At 50.6% G+C, this 21,342-nt stretch carries 19 protein-coding genes; 12 read left to right on the top strand and 7 right to left on the bottom strand.

Annotation, left to right across the window (positions count from 1 at the left end):
• Window positions 1–9 precede the first annotated feature (9 nt).
• The 3 genes from K7P76_RS27920 to K7P76_RS27910 all read left to right on the top strand — a co-directional run bounded on the left by K7P76_RS27920 (window position 10) and on the right by K7P76_RS27910 (window position 4,453).
• Window positions 10–1,587: a stalk domain-containing protein gene (locus tag K7P76_RS27920; RefSeq protein ID WP_232189361.1), complete on the top strand. Its 1,578-nt coding sequence runs from the start codon at window positions 10–12 to the stop codon at window positions 1,585–1,587.
• A gap of 158 nt (window positions 1,588–1,745) precedes the next feature.
• Entirely contained in the window at window positions 1,746–2,969 is a 1,224-nt protein-coding gene (locus K7P76_RS27915) for a FecR family protein (protein ID WP_232189360.1), read from the top strand.
• Between the two features lie 23 nt (window positions 2,970–2,992).
• Window positions 2,993–4,453, top strand: a complete 1,461-nt coding sequence (locus K7P76_RS27910) for a L,D-transpeptidase (protein ID WP_232189359.1) — start codon at window positions 2,993–2,995, stop codon at window positions 4,451–4,453.
• Window positions 4,454–4,469: 16 nt separating this feature from the next.
• On the opposite strand, the gene K7P76_RS27905 is transcribed toward K7P76_RS27910, so the two are convergent.
• Entirely contained in the window at window positions 4,470–4,613 is a 144-nt protein-coding gene (locus K7P76_RS27905) for a hypothetical protein (protein ID WP_232189358.1), read from the bottom strand.
• Between the two features lie 249 nt (window positions 4,614–4,862).
• On the opposite strand from K7P76_RS27905, the gene K7P76_RS27900 reads away from it, so the two are divergent.
• The 3 genes from K7P76_RS27900 to K7P76_RS27890 are packed head-to-tail and all read left to right on the top strand — an operon-like array spanning window position 4,863 to window position 7,235.
• On the top strand, window positions 4,863–5,957 hold the full coding sequence (locus K7P76_RS27900; RefSeq protein WP_232189357.1) for a quinone-dependent dihydroorotate dehydrogenase: 1,095 nt from the start codon (window positions 4,863–4,865) through the stop codon (window positions 5,955–5,957).
• Window positions 5,958–5,968: 11 nt separating this feature from the next.
• Window positions 5,969–6,772, top strand: a complete 804-nt coding sequence (gene yjbM, locus K7P76_RS27895) for a GTP diphosphokinase (RefSeq protein ID WP_232189356.1) — start codon at window positions 5,969–5,971, stop codon at window positions 6,770–6,772.
• A 1-nt stretch (window position 6,773) separates the two neighbouring features.
• Window positions 6,774–7,235, top strand: coding sequence for a DUF309 domain-containing protein (locus K7P76_RS27890; protein WP_232189355.1), 462 nt, complete (start codon window positions 6,774–6,776; stop codon window positions 7,233–7,235).
• A gap of 87 nt (window positions 7,236–7,322) precedes the next feature.
• On the opposite strand, the gene K7P76_RS27885 is transcribed toward K7P76_RS27890, so the two are convergent.
• Both K7P76_RS27885 and K7P76_RS27880 read right to left on the bottom strand, forming a co-directional pair.
• Window positions 7,323–7,784, bottom strand: a complete 462-nt coding sequence (locus K7P76_RS27885; RefSeq protein ID WP_232189354.1) for a PCYCGC motif-containing (lipo)protein — start codon at window positions 7,782–7,784, stop codon at window positions 7,323–7,325.
• Complete coding sequence (locus K7P76_RS27880; protein WP_232189353.1) at window positions 7,784–8,287, bottom strand: thioredoxin family protein; 504 nt, start codon at window positions 8,285–8,287, stop codon at window positions 7,784–7,786. The genes K7P76_RS27885 and K7P76_RS27880 overlap by 1 nt, the downstream gene beginning before the upstream one ends.
• 146 nt (window positions 8,288–8,433) lie before the next feature.
• On the opposite strand from K7P76_RS27880, the gene K7P76_RS27875 reads away from it, so the two are divergent.
• Together K7P76_RS27875 and K7P76_RS27870 are read left to right on the top strand one after the other, a co-directional pair.
• Window positions 8,434–9,282, top strand: a complete 849-nt coding sequence (locus tag K7P76_RS27875) for a pseudouridine synthase (protein WP_232189352.1) — start codon at window positions 8,434–8,436, stop codon at window positions 9,280–9,282.
• Window positions 9,279–10,073, top strand: a complete 795-nt coding sequence (locus tag K7P76_RS27870) for a Cof-type HAD-IIB family hydrolase (RefSeq protein WP_232189351.1) — start codon at window positions 9,279–9,281, stop codon at window positions 10,071–10,073. The genes K7P76_RS27875 and K7P76_RS27870 overlap by 4 nt, the downstream gene beginning before the upstream one ends.
• An 8-nt stretch (window positions 10,074–10,081) precedes the next feature.
• Here the strand turns inward: K7P76_RS27870 and K7P76_RS27865 are convergent, their stop codons facing one another.
• From K7P76_RS27865 to K7P76_RS27855, 3 genes are read right to left on the bottom strand one after another with little or no spacing between them, the layout of a single operon-like run.
• Window positions 10,082–10,672 (bottom strand): Uma2 family endonuclease, encoded by a 591-nt coding sequence (locus tag K7P76_RS27865; RefSeq protein ID WP_232189350.1) that lies wholly within the window; start codon window positions 10,670–10,672, stop codon window positions 10,082–10,084.
• Between the two features lie 27 nt (window positions 10,673–10,699).
• Entirely contained in the window at window positions 10,700–11,653 is a 954-nt protein-coding gene (locus tag K7P76_RS27860) for a D-2-hydroxyacid dehydrogenase (protein ID WP_309244800.1), read from the bottom strand.
• A 40-nt stretch (window positions 11,654–11,693) separates the two neighbouring features.
• Window positions 11,694–12,884 carry a GGDEF domain-containing protein gene (locus tag K7P76_RS27855; protein ID WP_232189349.1) on the bottom strand — a complete coding sequence of 397 codons (1,191 nt, stop codon included), beginning with the start codon at window positions 12,882–12,884 and terminating at the stop codon, window positions 11,694–11,696.
• A 133-nt stretch (window positions 12,885–13,017) separates the two neighbouring features.
• Here K7P76_RS27855 and K7P76_RS27850 point away from each other — a divergent pair, with 133 nt between their 5' ends.
• The 3 genes from K7P76_RS27850 to K7P76_RS27840 are packed head-to-tail and all read left to right on the top strand — an operon-like array spanning window position 13,018 to window position 18,748.
• Complete coding sequence (locus K7P76_RS27850) at window positions 13,018–14,178, top strand: glycosyltransferase family 4 protein (RefSeq protein ID WP_232189348.1); 1,161 nt, start codon at window positions 13,018–13,020, stop codon at window positions 14,176–14,178.
• Window positions 14,179–14,183: 5 nt separating this feature from the next.
• Complete coding sequence (locus tag K7P76_RS27845; RefSeq protein ID WP_232189347.1) at window positions 14,184–15,467, top strand: metallophosphoesterase family protein; 1,284 nt, start codon at window positions 14,184–14,186, stop codon at window positions 15,465–15,467.
• A 23-nt stretch (window positions 15,468–15,490) separates the two neighbouring features.
• Complete coding sequence (locus tag K7P76_RS27840) at window positions 15,491–18,748, top strand: AAA family ATPase (protein ID WP_232189346.1); 3,258 nt, start codon at window positions 15,491–15,493, stop codon at window positions 18,746–18,748.
• On the opposite strand, the gene K7P76_RS27835 is transcribed toward K7P76_RS27840, so the two are convergent.
• On the bottom strand, window positions 18,699–19,799 hold the full coding sequence (locus K7P76_RS27835) for a YkvI family membrane protein (RefSeq protein WP_232189345.1): 1,101 nt from the start codon (window positions 19,797–19,799) through the stop codon (window positions 18,699–18,701). The two genes, K7P76_RS27840 and K7P76_RS27835, sit on opposite strands and share 50 nt — an antisense overlap.
• An 88-nt stretch (window positions 19,800–19,887) precedes the next feature.
• Between K7P76_RS27835 and K7P76_RS27830 the strand changes: the two genes are divergently transcribed.
• Window positions 19,888–21,180: an ArsB/NhaD family transporter gene (locus K7P76_RS27830; protein ID WP_232189344.1), complete on the top strand. Its 1,293-nt coding sequence runs from the start codon at window positions 19,888–19,890 to the stop codon at window positions 21,178–21,180.
• Window positions 21,181–21,342: the final 162 nt, after the last annotated feature.

Genomic DNA, 21,342 nt, shown 5'->3' with positions numbered 1-21,342 from the left:
AGAATGAATATGACTAATCGTTTACGTAAAGTATTGCTAGCTTCTCTTGGATTGACACTTGTATTATCGATTCCGGCTGTAGCCTTCGCAGCTCCAGACACCAACTGGACAAAGTCCACTAAGCTTTACGAAGTCCGCACCTGGACAGGAAAGTCCGAACTGGGACATGGGAACGGATCGCTGAGCGAAGCAACGTTCTTCCATCCGAGATCGGCAGTGGCGTTGCCGGATGGTAGATTGCTAGTTTCAGATACGGCTAATCACCTGATCCGCACAGTGTCTGTTGATAAGGTCGAAGCATATACCGGTCTGGATCTTGGGGAAGATGATGCAAATGTTCCAATCGGCGGTTATAACGACGAAGTATTAGCTAAAGCAGCATTCGAACTCCCGTCCGGTCTTGCTATTGACGCGCAAGGTAATGTGTACGTCGCGGACACGAAAAACAATGCAGTGCGTAAGATTTCCAAGGACGGAGCGGTTACAACGCTTGCAGGTAACGGGAACCTTGGACAGGCTGATGGCGTTGGTGCAAAAGCTACTTTTTACGAACCATCGGATGTCGCCGTTGATAGCAAAGGTAACGTGTATGTGGCAGATACGCTTAACAACGTCATTCGGAAAATTACTTCTGACGGAACGGTTACGACTGTAACAGCCGCTTCTACTCGTTCAATCGAGTATTTCCCTGGTGCGGTCGATACGGCTGGGGATTTCAATGATGGGAAGATCGCAACGGCGAAATTCAATGAACCAAGCGGTCTCGCTGTGGATGCAAAAGGCAATTTGTACGTAAGCGACCGCGGTAACCAACGCGTGCGTTATATCGACTTCGCTGCTGATAAGGTAACTACGGTAGCGGGCGGAGGAGATTTAGGTAAACAAGCACCTTATGTAGAAGGCGGTTATGTAGATGGCACAGCCGCTCAATCCCGCTTGAATGCTCCTGAAGGATTAACTTTTACAGCAGACGGTTCATTGATCGTTGCGGACAGCTTGAACCACGTTATCCGAATCGTCAAAGATGGAAAAGTATCGACATTGGCTGGCGTTCCTACCGAATTCGGTAAGGAAAACGGAGTGAGCGGTTCAGCTCAATTCAATCACCCAACGGATGTAACAGTATTAGCGGATGGCCGGCTCGTTATCGTGGATGAATTCGGAAATAAAGTTCGCGTGCTTCAGAAATATGCCAAGCCGGCTGACCTTCCAACGGGCAAAGGGATTTCCGTTCTGTTCAACGGAACGCTAGTGAAGTCAGACGTTCCAGCTCAATTGAAATCGAACGCAGTGCTTCTTCCGGTTAATAGTGTCGGTACTGCGCTTGGCTTCAAAGTGAGCTTTGACAGCAAAACCGGCGCTGCCCTTCTCACTAAGGGAGAAGCAGTTTACACGATCCCGCAAGGATCGAAGACGATTACGAAGTCGTTGAAGGGTAAAAATGAAACTCTTACTTTAAATGCAGCAACGATCGTGGTGAACAACCGACTATTCATTCCGGTCCGTTTCTTTGCTTCCGAAAATGATTTGGATATTCAGTGGGATGCAGCGGCTCAGATCGTAGTCATTCGTAATAAAGTGTTTTAATAATTAACTCTCGGACTTATTTATTCAACAACTTGCAAAGATAAACTGGCGCTCCTCCGAGGGGCGTCAGTTTATTTATTCACTGTAGAAGATTCCTTTTCAAACCGATAATAAATAGAAATCACTTTGCCGAAATCATAGTGAACGGAGCAATGTTCATGAATAATAGAAAGATCTCGACTCTTTTGGTATCTCTTCTAGTTGCTCTCCCATTGCTCGGAGCGTTCCCCAATCAAGTTTCTGCGACTTCATCACGAGTAGCGGTTGTCAAGGAAGTTAAAGGAACCGCAAAGGTCCAGAAAGCCGGCGGGTCCAAAGAATTCACAGCATTCGCCAAGATGACGATAAACGAAGGAGATATTCTCGCGACGGGAGCGGGAAGTTCCGTTATCCTGAAATTCAGGAATGGACAATCGGATGACGATCTAATGACGGTTGCTCCCGGTTCGACGCTGTCGTTCGACAAGCTCTCGGATTCCAAGGGAACGCGGACGAAAATTAGCTTGAGAAAAGGATCGGTATGGGTAGAAGTAAAATCGATAACCTCCACGGACGATAAGTATGAATTGGAAACTCCGACCGCTGCTATGGGCGTACGCGGCACTTCTTTTTTCGCGGCTTATGATCCCTCGATCAACGCTGCACAGCTTCTGACGACGGACGGAGCCGTCGGGGTCGATGTATGGCCGCGACCTGGTTCGGATCCTGTCGACGGCTATTTGTATCCCGCTCAATGGGGTGTCTACGCAGGGGGAGACGGTGAAAATATCGGAAAAATGTCCACGGTAAATTTGGATATTTTCTCAGGAGCTGCCGATCCGGTTATTTTGCGATCCATTCTCCGCCAAGCTCAACAAATCATCAGTAAAAACATTTCTTTCGTGACAACAATGGACAGTCGCAAGGAGCAATCGTCCGCGGAATTCCCGGGTTTGCCTGAACAGTCCGAACTCCGCGACCAATACGTGTACAATGTAAAACATTTGCTCGACTTAATCGCCCGTGCAGCGATTGATTCCGGCAAATTGTCCGAGAAACAAATCATTGAAATTGAAAACGAGATTTCTGCGGAAACGGGTAATGTGTTTTCTTTTGACAAAACAGTTTCCATTCAATTAACCGATACGGAGCTCAAGGAACAAGGGGAAATGTTGAAGCTTCTGGTGGATTTGCAAAAGAACAAACAGACCGATTCTACAACGAGCGGGTATGGAAATAAGGAGCTAGTCCGTAAGCTTCTTGAGCAAAGAAACCTCCAAAAGCAAATGAATGAATCTGCTAGGGAACAGCGTTTTAAGAAAGTGGAAGATGAGTACATCAAGCAGCTGGCGGATAACGATAAAACACGTTTTCTGCAAGACAAGAGAAATTTGAATCAATAGATAGTTAGACCGAGGTGGACGGCATGAGCAAAGAATCCCGAATTGACGAACAGATTAAACACTTTTATGACAACGTTCCCAATGTGGGAGATGCTTTGCCGCTCAAGGATTACCTCCTTAAGCACGAGGATAGCCGGATGGCATGGTATTTACTTGGCAAAGAGTATGAGGGGCAGGGAGATACGGCAAAAGCGACTTACTGTTACGCGCAAGCGGGGGAAATCTATGAGGCGTTCGAGTCGAAGCCAGCTCCTGTATTACCTAAAAGTTCTTCTGAAAATAAAAAAAGCAGAAGATTGCGATGGATATTAATTATAGGCATACCCATAGTCTTGGTAGGCCTGGCAGTTGCGATAATTAATGCGTTCGCTCCAGAAGTGAACAAACCATTGGCGAATAAACCTTCGTATGTGGGAACGGCTTCTTCACCCGCACAAAGCGAAGGTGTCACCGATAAACCTGCGGCTTTGCCAGCTAATATCATTCCCCCCGACCAAATCGCAGGAGCTGCCGAACCGGATGATGACGGACATCATGTGTTAGGGGCATTATTAACGGTTGAACCCTCACGGCAGCCGCGGTTGCTCATTAAAGCGCCGTTGCTCGGGAAATGGAACGATTGGGTGAAAAGCGGGAAGCCGATTGCCTCCGTTGCTTCGGATCAAGAGTCGGGGACGGCGGGCATCAATTGGTACGATCCGAAGTGGTGCAATTGTAAACCGGATGACTCGTCGTCTATTCAGAAGCTCGTGCAAGGCTGGAAACCGGTGCAGGAAGAGAAAATCGCGCTGCGCTCCGCCATGATTCGCTACAAGGAAAGTAAAGGGACTTGGCCTGCCTCGCCGGAATCGTTAGCTGCGGATTACCCAGCGAATACGATGGCAGGATGGTCGGAGAGCATGACGCCTTGGTTCGAGGAATTAAAGAACGTAATTGAGGATAAGAGCGATGGCAAAATCCCGCAAACCGTAGGGTGGCCAGACAATACAGGACCTGATACGGGGCATGGGAAACCTGCGGGGCAGCTGTCGCCTCTGGCAGAGCAGCCGCTAGCCATCATTATTGATAAAGACAACCACCGACTGGCAGTTGTGAGTGGGAATGTGTTATTGCGCAATTATGAGGTAGGATTAGGCGGCGGCAAAACACCGGAAGGCGCCTTCGCGATTACGGAGAAGGTCAAGAACCCGAATGGCCGCAGCGACGGAGCATTCGGAAGCCGCGGCATGACTTTGTCGGATAGTCGTTACGGTATCCACGGCACGGACGAGCCAGGAAGCATAGGCAAAGATGAATCGCATGGCTGCGTCCGTATGAAGAAGGAAGACATAGAAGAGCTGTACGATCTTGTCCCCATCGGAACGCCGGTAACGATCGCAAAAGGAGGTTTGCCCGACGAACTGCGCGCACCGCCGGAACGATTCCGGTTACCGAGCACGCAGAACGAGACAAACCCCCATAAAGTATATGACTGGTTAAATTAAAACGAGTGAAATCGGGTTAAATTTTGAGCGCAAGCAACGTTGCCATGACCACTACAACAATTCCAAAAGCCACCCCAATCCAGATTAGCGCCTTCCTGTTTACCTGTTCCTTTGGTTTGGCGCGGGACGTGATGGGTGGTTTCTTTTTGGCTGTGCTCATGATAATCAACCTCTCTATCATATGATTCGCGAACTCTCTCCATTGTAATCGTTTTCTCGGCGAAACGCCAGACAAGCCGGATGTTTTACGATCGATAAAAGCAGCATACTGGCAACAGGTCCAATTCGTGGAGAGCCTGCGGGCACTATGCCCTTTTCTTTTCGCTTGGAAAAGGCTAAACTGTTACCCGAAAGGTTTTCTTTGTCACTTATTCAGCGCACCGTCTTTTTGGAAAGGATGTCGAATTCATTGTTGTATCAAATGGTCAAACCGTTCTTGTTCAAGATGGACCCGGAAGCCGCTCACCACTTAATCGTGGACGGAATGGGCATTGCCGCGAAAATTCCCGGGGTTTCCCCGCTGCTCTCTGCAATCTGGGGTACAAAAGCTTCTCAGGAGCTCGCGGTTGATTTATTCGGACTTCATTTCACTCATCCTGTCGGACTTGCGGCAGGCCTTGATAAGAACGCCAAAGCGGTTGCCGGTCTATCCAGAGTCGGCTTATCTTTCCTTGAAGTAGGGACAGTCACGCCCAAAGGGCAAGCGGGCAACGAACAGCCGCGTCTGTTCAGGCTCCCGCCAGATGAAGCCCTTATTAACCGGATGGGCTTCAATAATGATGGCGCGGATGTTATGGCAGGGCGGCTGTCTAAGCTTCCCCGTCGCCGAATTCCGCTCGCGGTGAACATCGGCAAAAACAAGCTGACACCCAACGAGAACGCTGCGGATGATTATCGGGCATGCGTTCGGAAGCTTTTTCCATACGGAGATTTCTTCGTCGTAAATATTAGCTCGCCCAATACGCCGGATTTACGCGCGCTTCAGCATGGGGACGAATTGCGTAATCTGCTTGATGCCGTGAAGGACGAGATGGGAATTCAGGCCGAGCTGCTCGGCGAGTTGCCCAAGCCTATCTTGGTCAAGATCGCACCCGACAACACGGAAGAGCAGCTTTCCTATATGGCGGAAGCGATTCAGCTTAGCGGAATGTCCGGCATTATTGCTACGAATACGACGATTAGCCGTGACGGATTGACGCATCGGAACGCGGGGGAAACTGGGGGCCTTAGCGGTCGTCCGCTTACGGAGCGTTCAACGGAAGTCATTCGCAGCCTGTATAAGATCACCCAAGGCGAGCTTCCGATAATCGGGTCGGGGGGTATTTTTACGGCTGACGATGCTTATGAGAAAATTCGTGCAGGAGCAAGCCTTGTCGAAGTATATACGGCTCTTATCTATAAGGGGCCGGGACTTCTGAAAGAAATACACGGGGGTTTGAAGAAACGACTTAAGCAAGATGGCTTCACTCGCATAACGCAAGCGGTGGGTGCGGATCATCGTTAGGAGGAATCCCGATGGATGGAAGGGACTGGGGGAAGTTCCTGCTTCCCTACGAGCAAGCGGCCGAAGAGCTTAAGGTTAAGCTGAAGGCGCTCCGCTCAGAGCTTAAAGCCAGGGACGAATATGCCCCGATCGAATTCATCACGGGCAGGGTGAAGCGGGTGTCGAGCATATTGGAGAAAGCGCGTCGACTTTCGGTTCCTTTGGATCGAATCGAGATGGGCATCGAGGATATTGCGGGCATCCGCATCATGTGCCAGTTCGTTGACGATATATACAGGGTCGCCGATTTGATACGCCAACGTAAGGATTTAACGCTCGTATACGAGAAAGATTATATAACCCATTACAAGGAAAGCGGTTATCGGAGCTACCATCTCATCGTGGAATATCCGGTGCAAACTTCACTCGGCTCCAAGCCGGTGCTCGCTGAAATCCAAATCCGTACGTTGGCGATGAATTTCTGGGCGACGATCGAGCATTCGCTGAATTACAAATATCGCGATCAACTGCCTACCCATGTAAGAGATAGATTGCGTAAAGCAGCTGAAGCGGCATTCTTGTTGGATACGGAAATGTCCAGCATACGCCAGGAGATCGTCGACGCGCAGCAGGATTTCGAGGAAAGCTCGGTCATAGTGCGCAGAGTGCTTAACGAGATCCAGGAGCTTTATTTTTTCCGCAGGGTAAGGGAAGCCGCGCAGTTCCAGCTCCGATTTAACGAGTTATGGGAACAGGATGACGTATGGGGCCTCAAGGAGCTATCCCTCGAAATTCAAGCGGCACTAGACCGCGCGGGTAAAGGCGGAACCTCATAAGATGTCGGGAATGGGAAAAAAGGCGGACGGTTTGCTCGGCGTGTTGAACGACCCCCGTTATTTGGCTTATCTTTCTCATTTTAACGGGGACCGGGATTATTTCGAGTGTCATGAGGTGATGGAGGAGTTGTGGCTGGAGGAAGGCCGCAATCCTCTGCTGCAGGGGCTTCTACAGGCGGCGGTAGGTTTACATCATTGGGATAACGGAAACCGTTCAGGGGCCGTGAAGCTGATGACAGCTGCTTTGAGTAAACTAAGTGTCTACGCGGATATCGTTCTCGGGCTGGATTTATTGTCCCTTCGACGTAACTTGGAGCAAAGTTTAAAAGTACTGTCTGAACGCCCAAACGATGCGCCTTTCCAAGCTTTCCTGTTAGAAATACGCGACCCAGCATTGAGCGATGCGGTTAGGAAGTGGGAAGCTCGTCCGATAGAGCCTGACCAAGAGCGTGATGAGGGGTAAAAGCCGGAATGAAAGAAAGGGTGTCCCTTAAGCATTTAGCTTTAGGGGACACCCTTTGTGATTGTATATAGCTGCAAAAAGCAACGCTCAAGCGTTAGGGTTAAAATTGTCTTCGATGAGTTGGTGGATTTGTTCCGGAGTTTTGCCTGCTTTGCTCCATTCCTCGATCTTCACCAATTCTTCGGTACAAATGCCGCATTGGCCGCTATGATCGGTCCATGTGACGCCTTTATCGTCTTTGCTGGCAACGTAACAACGCAGCAACGAGGAATGAGGATCGTCCTCGTACTTCATGCAGCCGCAATAGCAGTTGATCAGTTTCATGATTTCTTCGTACTTGCCGACGACCGAATACAGATGTTTCGTGCGTCCCGAGTAATTGTCGAGGAAAGAAGGCATGTCAGCCAAAGTAGCTTCGTGCTCCCAATTCTCGTTACCGTGCCGATGGGGAGCATCCGCGTTGGAACCTCCGCCTCCGCCGCAAGCAACCAATAGGATCCCGCAAGCTAAGACGGCCGCAGGCAGCGCGAGCAACCACTTGGCGTTCATCAGTCATTACCTTCCGGTTTATGGGTATTAAAAAATGTTTTGAAATCCTCTAACGTATACCCGTCCGTCGTCGAGGCTTCCTTTAAGCCGCCTTTCATCCGGGCGCTTTCCACTCCATCTTTGTAGTAAACTAATGTAGGGGTAGCTTCAATGTTCATCAATCCGAAATAATTTTCGAATTCCCGCAGGTTGAACTGGTGAAGATTAATGCCAAGCTCATCCGCAAGCGGCTTCAGCTGCGGGGTCGTTAATTTACAATGAGGGCAGTCCGAAGCGAAGTAATAGACGAAGAAGCTTTCTTTGTTCGACAGCTTTTTCTCCAATTCGTCGGGAACAATGATATTGTTGTAGTTGGGGTCGTCCAGCAAAGCCTGAGTAGCCGGATACAAATCGCTTTTAGGTTTTCCATACACGGTGTCGGGCTTAAGGTTATTCAGAACCACTAAAGCTACGATCAGCACAGCAAGAATCCCGAAGAAAATCGATAATTTTTTGGCGTTCATTTGCAATTCTCCTATCTAAACGTGGTTTAAGGTAAAATATAGGACAAGGCCCCTTATCTCAACTATTATACCTGATTAGGCCGCCCCTCTAAAAGAGTTTAGAAGCAATGACATCAAACTGTCGCAATAGGAAAGAAGGACATCGCATGAAAGCAACGATACGACTCGATAAAATGCTCGGAAACTTAGGTTATGGCACTCGGAGCGAGATTAAGGTACTGATTAAGCAAGGCGCCGTGACCGTTAACGGAAAACAAGTCAAAGATCACGGTATGCAAATTAACCCTAAGCTAGACGAAGTCGTACTTGATGGGGAAACCATTCAATACAGAGACACGGTGTATGTCCTCTTGCATAAACCCGCAGGTGTCGTCTCCGCGACGGAAGACAGCCGTGACCGTACGGTCATCGATTTGCTTGACGTGGATTTAACCGTACTTTCTCCTTTTCCGGTAGGACGTCTGGACAAAGATACCGAGGGTCTTCTCCTCATTACGAATGATGGAAAGCTGTCGCACGAATTGCTGTCTCCACGCAAGCATGTTCCTAAGACGTATCGCGCGCTTGTCGCGGGCGAGGTGAACACGGAAGATGCCGAGGCTTTCCTCAAGGGAGTAGCTTTGGACGACGGTTATGTGACGATGCCTGCGCAATTGCGCGTATTGGCGAGAACGGATATTAACGGAACACTTTCAGCTATTGAAGAACAACACGCTAAGGAATTGACGGATGCAATTCCGCTTGCGCCTAAGCAAGACGACGAATCTGCGGCATCGCCGGTACCTCGCAGTTGGATTGAGCTGACGATCCATGAGGGGAAATTCCATCAAGTAAAGCGGATGTTCGAATCCGTGGGTAAAAAAGTATTGTACCTTCGCCGCATCGCCATGGGACCGCTGCAATTGGATGCAACTTTAGCACCGGGCGAATGGCGGGAGCTTACGGAAGAAGAAGTGGAAAGCCTGCGCAATTATCGGAAGGATGGGAATGAATGAAATATCGTATCATTGCTTTAGATGTCGACGGAACGCTGCTTAACGATCATCATGAAGTGACTCCCCGGGTAAGGAAGGCCGTTCGCTTGGCAGCCGAACAGGGAGTTGAAATCGTGCTTTGCACAGGTCGCGGATCAACTAGCTCATTGCCTATACTTGCGGAACTTGGACTGCAAGGTACGATGATCACCCATAACGGGGCATCCATCGTAGACAGCGAGACACGCGAGATTCTGTACAGCACGACGATTTCCCCTGAGCATGCGCATCGGTATACGTCTTACTGCAGGGAAATGGAGATTCATTTTGACATGAATACGGCATTTGAACTGTACGTGGAAGCGATGGCGGAAGAGGCGGCAAGTATGTATAGGAATCTGAAAGCTCAACCGATTCAACGTAAAGCGCATGAGGGTTTTCCTGAGAAAATGGTCAAAATATCCATTTACGCGCCGAAAGAAACTTTGGATGGCGTAGAAAACGATTGGTTGAATTGGCAGCATGACCTGCAAACGGTAAGGAGCGGTGATAACTTTATCGACGTGCAGCACCTGCAGGCGACGAAAGGAAAGGCGCTCGAACAATTAGCCTCCCTTAGGGGAGTGCCGTGGGAACAAATACTAGCTATTGGCAATTATTATAACGATATCGGCATGATCGCTTATGCGGGGTGGGGAGTCGCGATGGATAATTCCCCGCCGGAAGTAAAGGCTGAGGCAGATGAGGTGACCGTATCCAACAATGAGGACGGCGTGGCTTTGGTCATAGAGCGGCACGTATTGGCGGAGTAAGAGTTAGTTCAATCCGGCAGATCCGGTATTTCCTGCATCAATTGGCGCATGCTAAATGAAACGCAAGGGAATTTGTCCGAACGGATCGCTTCCTCTTCAGCGTAAAGTTCAATTAATTCATACACGGCTCCATGGAGTGAATATTGTTCAAGTGTGGAGCTAGTCATATCTATGATCCAATACTCAGGTACGCCATATTTGGCGTACGCTTTGGTTTTATGGAGCTTATCCCGGCGGCGCGAATGGTCGGACATGATCTCGACGACCAAATCCGGTGCGCCGTTGATCCCTCTTTTCCCTACAATGGACAATCGGCTCCGATGAATCATCAACAAATCCGGTTGGCGTACTTCTCTATCGGAGAAGATAACGTCAAGAGGGGCGCTGAAAATGATGTAGTCATTCCTACAGCTTGAATTCAAAATAAGCTGCAATTCATTGCTGATTAATTGATGAAAAGGTGTAGGTACAGGACTCATCAACTCGAGTTGACCATCCGCTACTTCATAACGTTTACCGTCCTCGGGCATATCGGCGTACATCTCATAAGTGACATTCGATTCTCGAAGCAACTGCTCACCGGTCTTTTTAGGATTCATAATCAACCCTCCATTTGGATGTCCTGCTTAATAGCTGCGTTCGTAATCCACAACGTTTCGATCGGGTTTTCCTGTTGCCACATAGGCTTGTAGATTGTGCAGGAAAATATCTGCTACCCTTTGCTTGTAATGATCCGTCCATCCTCCGATATGAGGGGTAATAATAACGTTGTCCATCGTCCAGAGCGGATGATCCCCGGGGAGAGGCTCCGCCTCGAAAACGTCTAACCCCGCGCCCCCAAGAGGACCTTCTTCCAAAGCACGCACCATTGCATCCGTATCGACTGACGCACCGCGACCCATATTGAAAAACAAAGCATTCGGTTTCATCTGTTGGAATCTTTCCGCGTTGAATAAATGATGGGTTTCCGCCGTATAGGGCAACACGTTAACGACTACATCGCTTTGCGACAATACTTCATCCAAATGCTCCATGTCGTACATCTTGTCTACGCAAGGAACGGGAAGAGCGCTCCGCCTAACTCCGAGCGTACGCATACCGAAAGCGCCTGCTAAACGGGCAAATTCCGCGCCGATCGCTCCTACGCCGATAATTCCCATCGTTCGACCTGTTAGCTGATGATATCGTTCCGATGGCTTCCATTGCCGCTGGCTCTGATGACGAATCGCGTGATGCAAGTTGCGGCTGAAGGCTAGCAGCATCCCGAACAGCGTCTCAGCCATCGATACAGGGTGAATTCCGCTGGCGCTCGTCACGTGCACCGCAAGGCGTTGCAGCTGCGCTAACGGCAGTTTATCGATGCCTGCGGAGCTGGTCTGCACCCACTTTAGCTTACAATCGGAGCTCAGAGCTTCCTCCATGGAAGAATTCCAGCCGCATACGATTTCAGCATCAGCGAGTTGTTCCCTAGTCATTTTCCCGGTTTCATCGGTAACGATCGTCCAGCCGGGAACGAGCTTGCGTATTTGCTCGACTTGATCCGGTTTGAATTGGAATAAAAGCAATAAAGTGGACATCATTATCACCTCTAGTTTGTATTCGTGACCCGATAATCGATAATCAGCTTCCGCGAGGTTGCATTCTGCTTAATTCGGAAGTGTCTGCCCCTTTGATCGACGCATAATCGGTGACTCGGTTTTTACCTGTTGTTTTACTATAGTACATCGCTTGGTCCGCTTGTTTCATGAGCTTCTCCGCCGTATCGCCAGGCGATGCGATGCAGAAGCCGACGCTTATCGTCACGATAGAATCTTTCTCCGTTCGCGATCTGATGGATTCTGCGGCTTGCAGCGCGGCCAGTCCGGGTCCGACGATTAACGCGACCAGTTCCTCTCCGCCGTAACGGCCGGCTAATCCAACGCCTTCCGTCTCCTCCATCAATATAGCGGATACCTGTTTAAGCACGCCATCGGCCTTATGATGCCCGTGCGTATCGTTTAACCTCTTGAAATTATCGATATCGCAGAAAATAACGCCGAGAGGACGCCCGGCAAGCAATGCCTGATCCAATTTTCCCATGAAATATCTGCGGTTGTACAGGTTCGTTAAACCGTCCGTTATGGATGATCGGTAGACGGATTGAAGAATTTCAACGACTCGCTCAAACAGCAGCATGAATAATAGAATGTAGTAAACGACTGGCAGCAACCCTGCGATTGTTTTGAAAAAAGAAACGTCGTCAGCCAAATAGCTGCCAAAAATAACGGCAAGCTGCATCGTAAAGGCAACGATGAGACTCGCCATATACTTGCGAGGCTGTCCGATATGAGGGGCGAACATAAGCACGAATAAGGGGCCGAGCAGCAGCAAGAATCCGTCTAGCGCAGGGGTCGATAACATGCTGTCCGTCCAAGCCTGATCGGTGATGGAAACGCCAGGCAGTATATCTCCGATGGCAATAAGAAACCCCGTACCGAGCAGACCGTAAAACCAAAGGCGAGTTCTCGGACGACGACGATGATAAAGCTCAAATATTGCGAAATTGATGACGATGAATGCATATACTTGTAGAAGCTTCCCGATAAAAACCAAAAAAGGAGCCGATGGAGTTAACCCGACTGAGATCGCCAACTGAAGTAGATGGTGAACAAGGATGAATATGAGGGAAATGAGCAGCGATCGGTAAGCTTGTCTGCGATTATGCACATAAAGACGATAGGACATGAAGAGCATCAGTCCTACGGTGACGACCGCCATCGCCGAGGAGAAAAGGAGACCGAAATTGTTGGATGTGAGAGTATTCAGGTGCATGCTAGGCTCCTTTAGGCAAACTCTGCAGCTTGCAGAACATATGTTTCTAATATATCATATTTTCTGAGAGACTAAGAGTATAACTTATAAGAAAAGCATCGCCTAGATCGTCGGAAGTGAGGAGGAATCGCCCTTGAACATCTTACAGGCGCTGTTTTTCCCCCCGGAGCAACCGGGTGGCGTCTCGTCCATGGTACCCCATATCGGGGAGCGGTTCCGCAAAATCGGCTGGGAAATGGAAATGTTCTCGCTGCCGAAGCGCATCCGCAACAAAGGACACGACGAGATCGCGTTCGCGACATTTGATTGGCAGCCATACGCGGGCAATGCCATTGTCGACAAATATATTCAGACTTACAAGGATTATATCTGGTGGGTAAAGCTGCGGCTTGCCGGGCAGAAGTACGATCTTATTCATGCACATCATCCCATTGCGGCAATGGCGATGAAACATATTTTTCCGGACATACCGGTGCTGATGACGGTTCACTCCAGCTATGAGCGGGAGCTTATTCTGAACGGACGAATTGCTGAAGGCGGGGTCGAGCATCGTTTTCTGACCTCGATCTACGGGGAATTGGAGCATCAAACCGATCGGCTGATGACGGTATCGAATTCGTTTGCCCAGTATATTGGCGAGTATTTGAAAGAGCCTCAGCTTACCGAGGTTATCCCTAACGGCTACGATGAGAAAAGATTCAAGCCGATCGCCCATGAGAACGAGGTCACTCAGCTCGTAACCGTATGCCGTCTCGTGCCGGCGAAAGGGCTGGATATTCTTCTGCACGCTTGCGCAGAGCTTCGGAAAAGAAATCGCCCTTTCGTCCTTCACATTATCGGCGACGGTCCGATCCGCGAGCAGCTAGAGGGATTGTCACAGCAATTGGGCATATACGATGATACGATTTTCTACGGGTATATGCTGCATCCCGAGGAACTGCTGCCGTTCTTCGATGTGTTCGTATTGCCTTCGCGCGCGGAAGCGTTCGGTTCGGTTTTCGCGGAAGCGGCATTATGTTTGCTGGCTCTTGTCGGCACGGACGTTGGGGGAATCGCGGAACAGATTGAAGACGGCGCAAACGGTTTACTGGTGCCTTCGGAAAATCCAGTCGCTCTGGCGAATGCGCTGGAGACGGTCATTGCGGACCCGCATTTCCGGTATGAGATGGCGCGCGCAGGCTGGAACAAAGCGAAGAAAACCTATTCCCTTAACCGGGTAATCAGCGAATTGAAACGAATATATACTTCTTTCGGGAGTGAAACCGAGCAAGGGAATGACAATCAGGAGACGTGATCGAAGTGGGTGTTCCTTTTACATTCTTGCATGCGGCCGATCTTCATCTTGATAGTCCCTTCAAAGGGCTGACGAAAGTGCCCGATGCCGTTCGCGAACGGTTGCGCGAGTCGACTTTCACCGCTTTAGGCGGACTTTGCGATATCGTGAGACGGGAAAAGATTGATTTCGTCGTGCTAGCTGGTGACTTATTCGATGCAGCGGATCGTTCGCTGCGAGCTCAGTTGCGGCTTCAACGCACGCTCGGGGAAATGACTGCGCTTGGCGTCCAAGTGTTTATCGTCCACGGTAACCATGATCCCGAGAGCGGGCGCCAGGCTAAGCTTGATTGGCCTCAAGGCGTTCACGTTTTCGGATCAAGCGGAGTGGATTGTTTCCCAGCGCATACGAGAAACGGTGATTTGGCTGCGTTCGTTTACGGCATCTCGTACCCGACTGCAGCCGTCACCGATAATCTGGCGCTTCGATTCAAGAAACGGGAAGGTGCGCCTTTCCATCTTGCGCTGCTGCATGCGAACGTCGATGGCGATCCATCCTACGATAACTATGCTCCGTGCAAGTTAGAAGAGCTTACGTCTGCGGGATTTCACTATTGGGCGCTTGGGCATGTTCATGATCGCCGGATTTTGCATGAATATCCCCATGTCGTCTATCCAGGCAATTTGCAAGGACGAAGCATCCGCGAAACGGGTGGAAAAGGCGCTTATATTGTCTCGGTCTCCGACACGGGATCTATTGATATGCGGTTTCGGGATGTTGCGGACGTCTTGTGGCAGGAAATCGCGGTTTCGATCGAGGGGATCGAGCGGGAGCAAGAGCTTAAGAACCGATTAGGTTCGGCTGTTGAAGAAGTGCGGCAAGCGGCACAAGGACGCCCTGTCCTCGCGCGAATTCGGTTGGCAGGCCGCGGGGTTTTGCACGATAAGCTGATACAGCCAAGCGTGGCGGAAGAATGGCTGGAGGAGCTTAGAGAATGGGTTGGCGCCCCGGAAGACTCGGAGGGCTGGATATGGCCGGAGTCGATATCCGTCCGGACGGGCGGGGTGCTTAGGCTGGAAAATGCCGCAGAGGAAGAAGGCTTCTTGGGCGAGCTGCTGAGAAGGGGATTAGCGGCTGCCCACAGTCCAGAGCTATCTAAAGATTTGCTGGATGAAGCGATGGAAACGCTGCGAAGGCAGCCGAAGATTCGGGAATGGCTGGAAACGAGGACTCATGAGGAGCGTATCGAATGGATTAATCAGGCCATGGAGTTGTCCGTGTCGCTATTGCGTGAAGAAGACGCCGGATAAACGGTCGGGGCGGAGGAGACGGAATGTACATACGCGAGCTTCAAGTTGACGGTTACGGTGCGCTTCAGGGAGTGAAGCTTGAGTTCGATGCACCGGTTACCGTTTTGTACGGTCTTAACGAAGCCGGAAAAAGCACCTTGCTAAGGTTTATTCGCAGCATGCTGTTCGGATTCCCTACGCGCAAAGATCCGGTGGAGAGAGGGGAGCCCGTCTTCGGCGGACGACACGGCGGGCGGCTGCGGCTGTTGGACAAGTCGGGCCGTGAATGGCTGGTAGAGCGTTATGCCGAGCGCGGCAATGGCGTTTCGGTCAGGGAAGAAGGCGGAATAGAGCGCTTCATGGCACAGGCGGAATGGGAACGTCTTCTGCTGGGAGGCATCTCGGAACGGCTGTTTCGCCAATTGTTTGCCGTTTCGTTAAACGAACTGCACGAGCTGCGATCGCTTCAAGGGGAGGAAATCGGCAATTATTTGTACCATGCCGGACTTGCCGGCGGTTCCGCACTGACGGCCGCTCGCCGCCGCATTAGTTCGGAGATGGACCGATTGTATCGACCGAAGGGCACAACGCAGGAGATGAACCGCTTGCTCTCCGCGATTAAGGAAACCGAAACCGCCATTCGCCATAGTCGCGACAGCGTTGCGTATTATAATGAAACCCGGGAGGCACTCGTTCAGGTTGAAAATCGATTGGTCGTCGTAGAGCAACGATTTCCTGATTTAAGAATGCGTGCAGCGAAGCTTCAGGGGGCTTACGAGTTACGCGAATGGTGGCTGAAGCGAGAAGCTCTGCTCGCGGAAGAAACCCGATTACGCGAGCAATTGCCTGATCCTACGGTTCCGTTGTTGCGGGAGGAATCCGCTATCTCTTGGTCGGATTTGAAGGAGAGAAGAGCTGCCGCGGCAGGCAAGCTTGAGGAAGCTCGCGGCAAAACAAAGGACTTGCGATTGCTGCGAGAGAAGCTCATATGGGACTCGGAGCTCGTGGCGGCGCTCCCCGAGTGGGAACGTTTGGAGACGCAACGAGAAGCGATGGTTGCCAAGCGAGAAGAACGTTCGATGTTAGAAACCGAGCGCCGAACGCTGGATGAGACGGTTCAAAGCACGCTATTGCGGCTTTCGGCGGACTGGGGAGAAGCGGAATTGCTTGCTTTCGGCGGTTTGGCAGCCGAACGGGAGCAGGTTCGTCGCCAGCAGCAATCTTGGGAAGAAGCGGAACGAGCGTCAATATCGCTTCAGGCAGAAATTCGCAGGATCTCCAGGCAGATGGAGGTTCTGAAAGCGGAAGAGAGCACCGTTGACGGCAGCGCGAAGAGCAAGAATCCTTCATTCGTGTCATCGGAGGGTAAGGGGTATGGACAAGCTATGCCGTTCGGATTGTTCCTGCCTCGCACGAAGTCCGCTTTGCTTCAGGCTTGGCACAATGTAGAGGATGCACGACGGACATACGAGCGAGCTCGCGCCAATATCGTGCCGCCATCCCGGTCGTTCAGCGCTCGCTCAAGCGCAAATGCAAACTCGAAATCGGGATCGTCTAAATGGCTCTATACAGTCGCAGGCTTGCTTTGCTTAACGGCAGCATCATTGCCATTTATGGTCGGCACAGAGGGTCCGTTTTCGACTGTTTCTTATTTTATCTCAGCGATATTTCTTCTTGTCGCTGCCGTCACTTTTGTTGTCGCTGCACGTCGTCATTCGGGAACAACACCGGCTGTTCTTGATGATTCCGCATCGGCAAGCGATTACTCGGCAAGCCTTAGAATCCATCAAAGACAAGTAAACGAGCGATTGCGCCAACTAATAGATAACCATGAGATTGCCGCAGCCCGACTATTTTCCGATTCTACGGACACGACTCCTACGGCATTTATGCAGCAGACGGATAACGAAGATACGGTTTGGCAACAGCTTCGTACCGCAGTCCATGGACAGCTGGACCGGTTGGAGGAAATCGATCGCGGGAATTTCAAGCACCAAGAGCTCCAAAGCCGGCTGCAAGAGCTGCAACTGGAAAAGGAGCTTGTAGAGCGGGATTCGATTAAACAGCAGGAACGACTGAATGAGCTGTTAACGCAATGGCAGCAATGGTTACGCACCCGCAAGCTGCCTTCCCATCTGGCTCCGGACAGCTTGCCCGAGCTAATTAGCATGGCCGGACAAGGTCAGATTGTGCTTCGGCAACGTCAACGCGTTATAGAACGTTTGGCCACGCTTAACCAGTCTATCTTAGAATTTGAACAAGCGGCAATTCGGTTACAGGACGGATGTCCTGCGTCTGATAACCTTCGAAAGGATCCATTTCATGCCGTTCAATGGCAGTATCGGGAAGCTGTCAAGCAGCAAGCGGTTAAGGAAGAGGCTGAGCAGCTTGATCGTCAGATTGCGGTTTTGGCGGCTCTCGTTGATGAAGTGGCGGTCGAAATAGCGGAAATAGAGAACGGGATTTCGGCTCTTTTTACTGAACTTCGAGTTTCCAACGAGGCGGAACTCGAGCAACGGCTGAGAATCGATGAACGTTGCTTGGCGCTTCGCAAGGAAGCTAGGGAAATCGGGCTCCGGCTGGAATCCGGGCGGGATCAAGATGCCCAAGCCCAATTGCACGAGCTTTTGGCATCATATGACGAAGCTACTCTAAGCGCAATGCTAAGCGAACAGAAAATTTTGTTGGCGGCAGAAGAACAGGAGCGCTCGGATTTGTTAGATAGGCGAGGGCGTCTGACTCAAGAGCTTGATAGGCTACGCAGTGAAGCCGAGCTTGAAGACAAGGGGGCAAGACTTCGTGAGATGCAGAGCAAGCTCGAGCAACTGTCCGAAAGATATGCCATTCTTGCTCTAAGCGATCAGCTCATCGTCCAGACGAAAGCCGTGTTTGAGGACGAAAAGCAGCCCGAAGTGCTGCAAAAGTCTTCCCGATACTTGCAACAGATGACGAACGGCGCTTATATTCGTATCCTGGCTCCGGGGGACACTCCGACGCTATTAGCAGAAACGCATGACCGGAAGCTGCTGGACAGCTCCTTTTTAAGCCGCGGTACTCAGGAGCAACTATATTTGGCTATGCGCTTCGCGCTATGCGACGCTGCATCTCCCGTTCATCCGTTGCCGCTTTTATTGGACGATTTATTCGTCCATTTCGATGAAAGGCGGCTAACACACACGCTTCCCGTCCTAGAAGATTTAGCGCAAACGAGGCAGGTTCTCATGTTCACTTGTCACCGGCATGCGGCACAAACTATAGCTTCCGGGATTCCAGGAGCCCGGATGTTGACGCTGGGGGGTTAGGCGGCTTGGGGGAGTTAGGCGTTCGGGCACGATCTCGGCTTATAAGGAACAGCCACCCCAAGCTTAGCAAGCCGAACATGGGGTACAACGTCGACAATAACGGTCCGAAGCCGAATTGGCCCGCAAGGAAGCAAACAAGCAGCAGCATCGCGGTTAACATTCCTTGGGATGCTTTGGTCCGTTCATGCAGTTGCAACGTTAATCCATAAATGTCCGCGACAAGCGTCGTGAAAATTTCCATGAAAATAAGGAATACATAAATCCAATGCAGCCAAGCTCCTAATTCGCGCGCGATGCCGCCCATCGGGATTTCGAATTGCTTTATGCCTGGCATACGCGCGGAAAGCGCGAGATGGCCGCCTAACAGCATCACGCCTATGCCAATGCCGCCAATCCAAGCGCCGCGGCGCAAAATTCGGGCGTTGCCGATCGAAGCTCCCAGCGGAACGAGTACCGCTTGGGACATCGACAAGTTAAATGCCGCATACAGGAACGGAGATAGCCACGCGGCCCATGGCGACAGCTCGCTCGCACTCGATAGCCAATGATCGGACATAGGGTGCCGTAGCGTCTCGACGACTAGAAAAACCGTAAATCCGATCATTAACGGGACCACGAAGGTATTAATGGTAAGAATCGCGTTCATGCCCTTTCGCAGCAGCATGAAACAAGCGAACATCGTCACGATGAGTCCGGTTTGATAACTTAAATTCAAATGCTCGGAGAACAGGGAACCCGCACCAGCCAGCATGACAGCATTTACGCCCAATAGCACGATAAGCATCAGATGGCTGACCCAGCGCCCCGTTTGTTCGCCGAACAAGTATTTGTTCAGGTCTTCATAGGACTTCGCCTTTAATTCCGCTGCTAACAGCATGACCTTGGCGCCGATCCAAACAAAGAATAAAGTCGATAAAATAATGAGGTAAGGTCCCCAGTATCCGAAACGGGTGAAAAACTGCATGACTTCCCTTCCGGATGCGAACCCTGCCCCGACGACGGTTCCGATAAACACTAACGCGACTTGTATGCTTTTGGCCCATTGCTTCATATCCGGAACCTCCCGATCCAACCTTGTCCGCCTATTTATTTAATCTATGTCGCCAACAGGACGGGCATGACTTTAGGAGATATCAACCATGATATTGCTGCTATCTATCCTCGTATTTTCCGTTACCCTTATATTGATCATTTGGCGTCCGAAAGGGTTAAACGAAGCCGTTTTTGCCGCGCCGGGAGCTCTCTTGCTGTTGGTCACAGGCTCCCTTGCTTGGGAAGATGCCGCATATATATGGCAGGTCGTCTGGAATGCCACTCTATCTTTGATCGGCATCATGATATTGACCGCCTTGATGGACGACAACGGATTTTTCCGCTGGGCAGCGCTTCATATCGTTCGCAGGTTTCATAGCAGGCGGATGCTTCTCATGATCGGATTGTCCGGGTTTTCCTGTCTGATTACGACTTTCTTCAATAATGACGGTACCGTGCTGATCATGACTCCTATCGTGTTGGAGGTCACGGCATTGTTAGGGATGGGTATGAAGGCGCGAGTCGCGTTTCTGCTCTCCGTGGGGCTGATGGCGGATACGGCTAGCGCGACGTTGATGGTCAGCAATCTGACGAATATTTTATCCGCGGACTTCTTCGGGATATCGTTCGGCGATTATGCCCGCCATATGGCATTTCCGGGAATAACCGCTTCCTTGGCAACGATAGCTGTGCTTGTCCTTGTTTTCGGTAAAACAATCAAACGAGATAGTACGGTTGCGGACCTCTCCACGTATTCTTTTCCAGACCCTTCCTCGGTTATTGGCAATACATTAATTTTCCGATTATCTTGGGTCATATTATTATTTATTCTTATTGGTTATTTCGGATCGGAATCGCTTGCCGTTCCTGTCTCTTTCATCGCCTGCGGCGGGGCTATCCTGCTCTGGATCGTTGGAGCGGCCACGAAAAGCGCCGATTCCTTCCGCATCGTGAGAAGAACGCCGTGGCTTATCGTCGTCTTCGCGCTTGCCATGAACCTTATCGTCTATAATTTGCATTTGCATGGAGCGACGGATTGGTTTCCCGATTTGCTGAGGCCGGTATCCGAATCGGGACTGACGGGAGCGATTTTCGGTTCAGGTATTCTATTTTCGTTGCTCGCTGCCGTCATGAACAATTTGCCTGCCGTGCTTATTTCCTCGTTGTCTATTTCCGAAATTAACGGATCGGCTATTTTGCCGTTTGCGAGTTTGATCGGGATGTCCGTAGGGGCGAAGTTAACGCCGCTTGGCTCATTGGCAACGCTGTTGTGGCTAGGTTTGTTAAGAAGAGACGGGGTACATATAAGCTGGGGTCAGTACATGAAATTCGGACTCATACTGACGATTCCGGTATTGCTTGTCACTTTAGGGGCGCTTTGGTTGCAAGCTTGGTTATAAAGCAGCACGAATGTAGGTTAAAATGGCAAAGCGAGTTTGCTGACAAGACAAGATCATGTAAAATAGACAAAGGACGATTCACGGTCCCGAGGGGGAAGCGAAAGTCTATCGGTATGGGTGCTCCAGCCGTTAGAATTCGTTTCGGGCTTCAAAGGAGCTGCA

The sequence above is a fragment of the Cohnella silvisoli genome (assembly GCF_021190915.1).
In the GTDB taxonomy this organism is placed as follows: domain Bacteria; phylum Bacillota; class Bacilli; order Paenibacillales; family Paenibacillaceae; genus Cohnella; species Cohnella silvisoli.
Note: the sequence above shows the minus strand (reverse complement) of the source record. Positions and strands in the feature narration are given on the sequence as shown.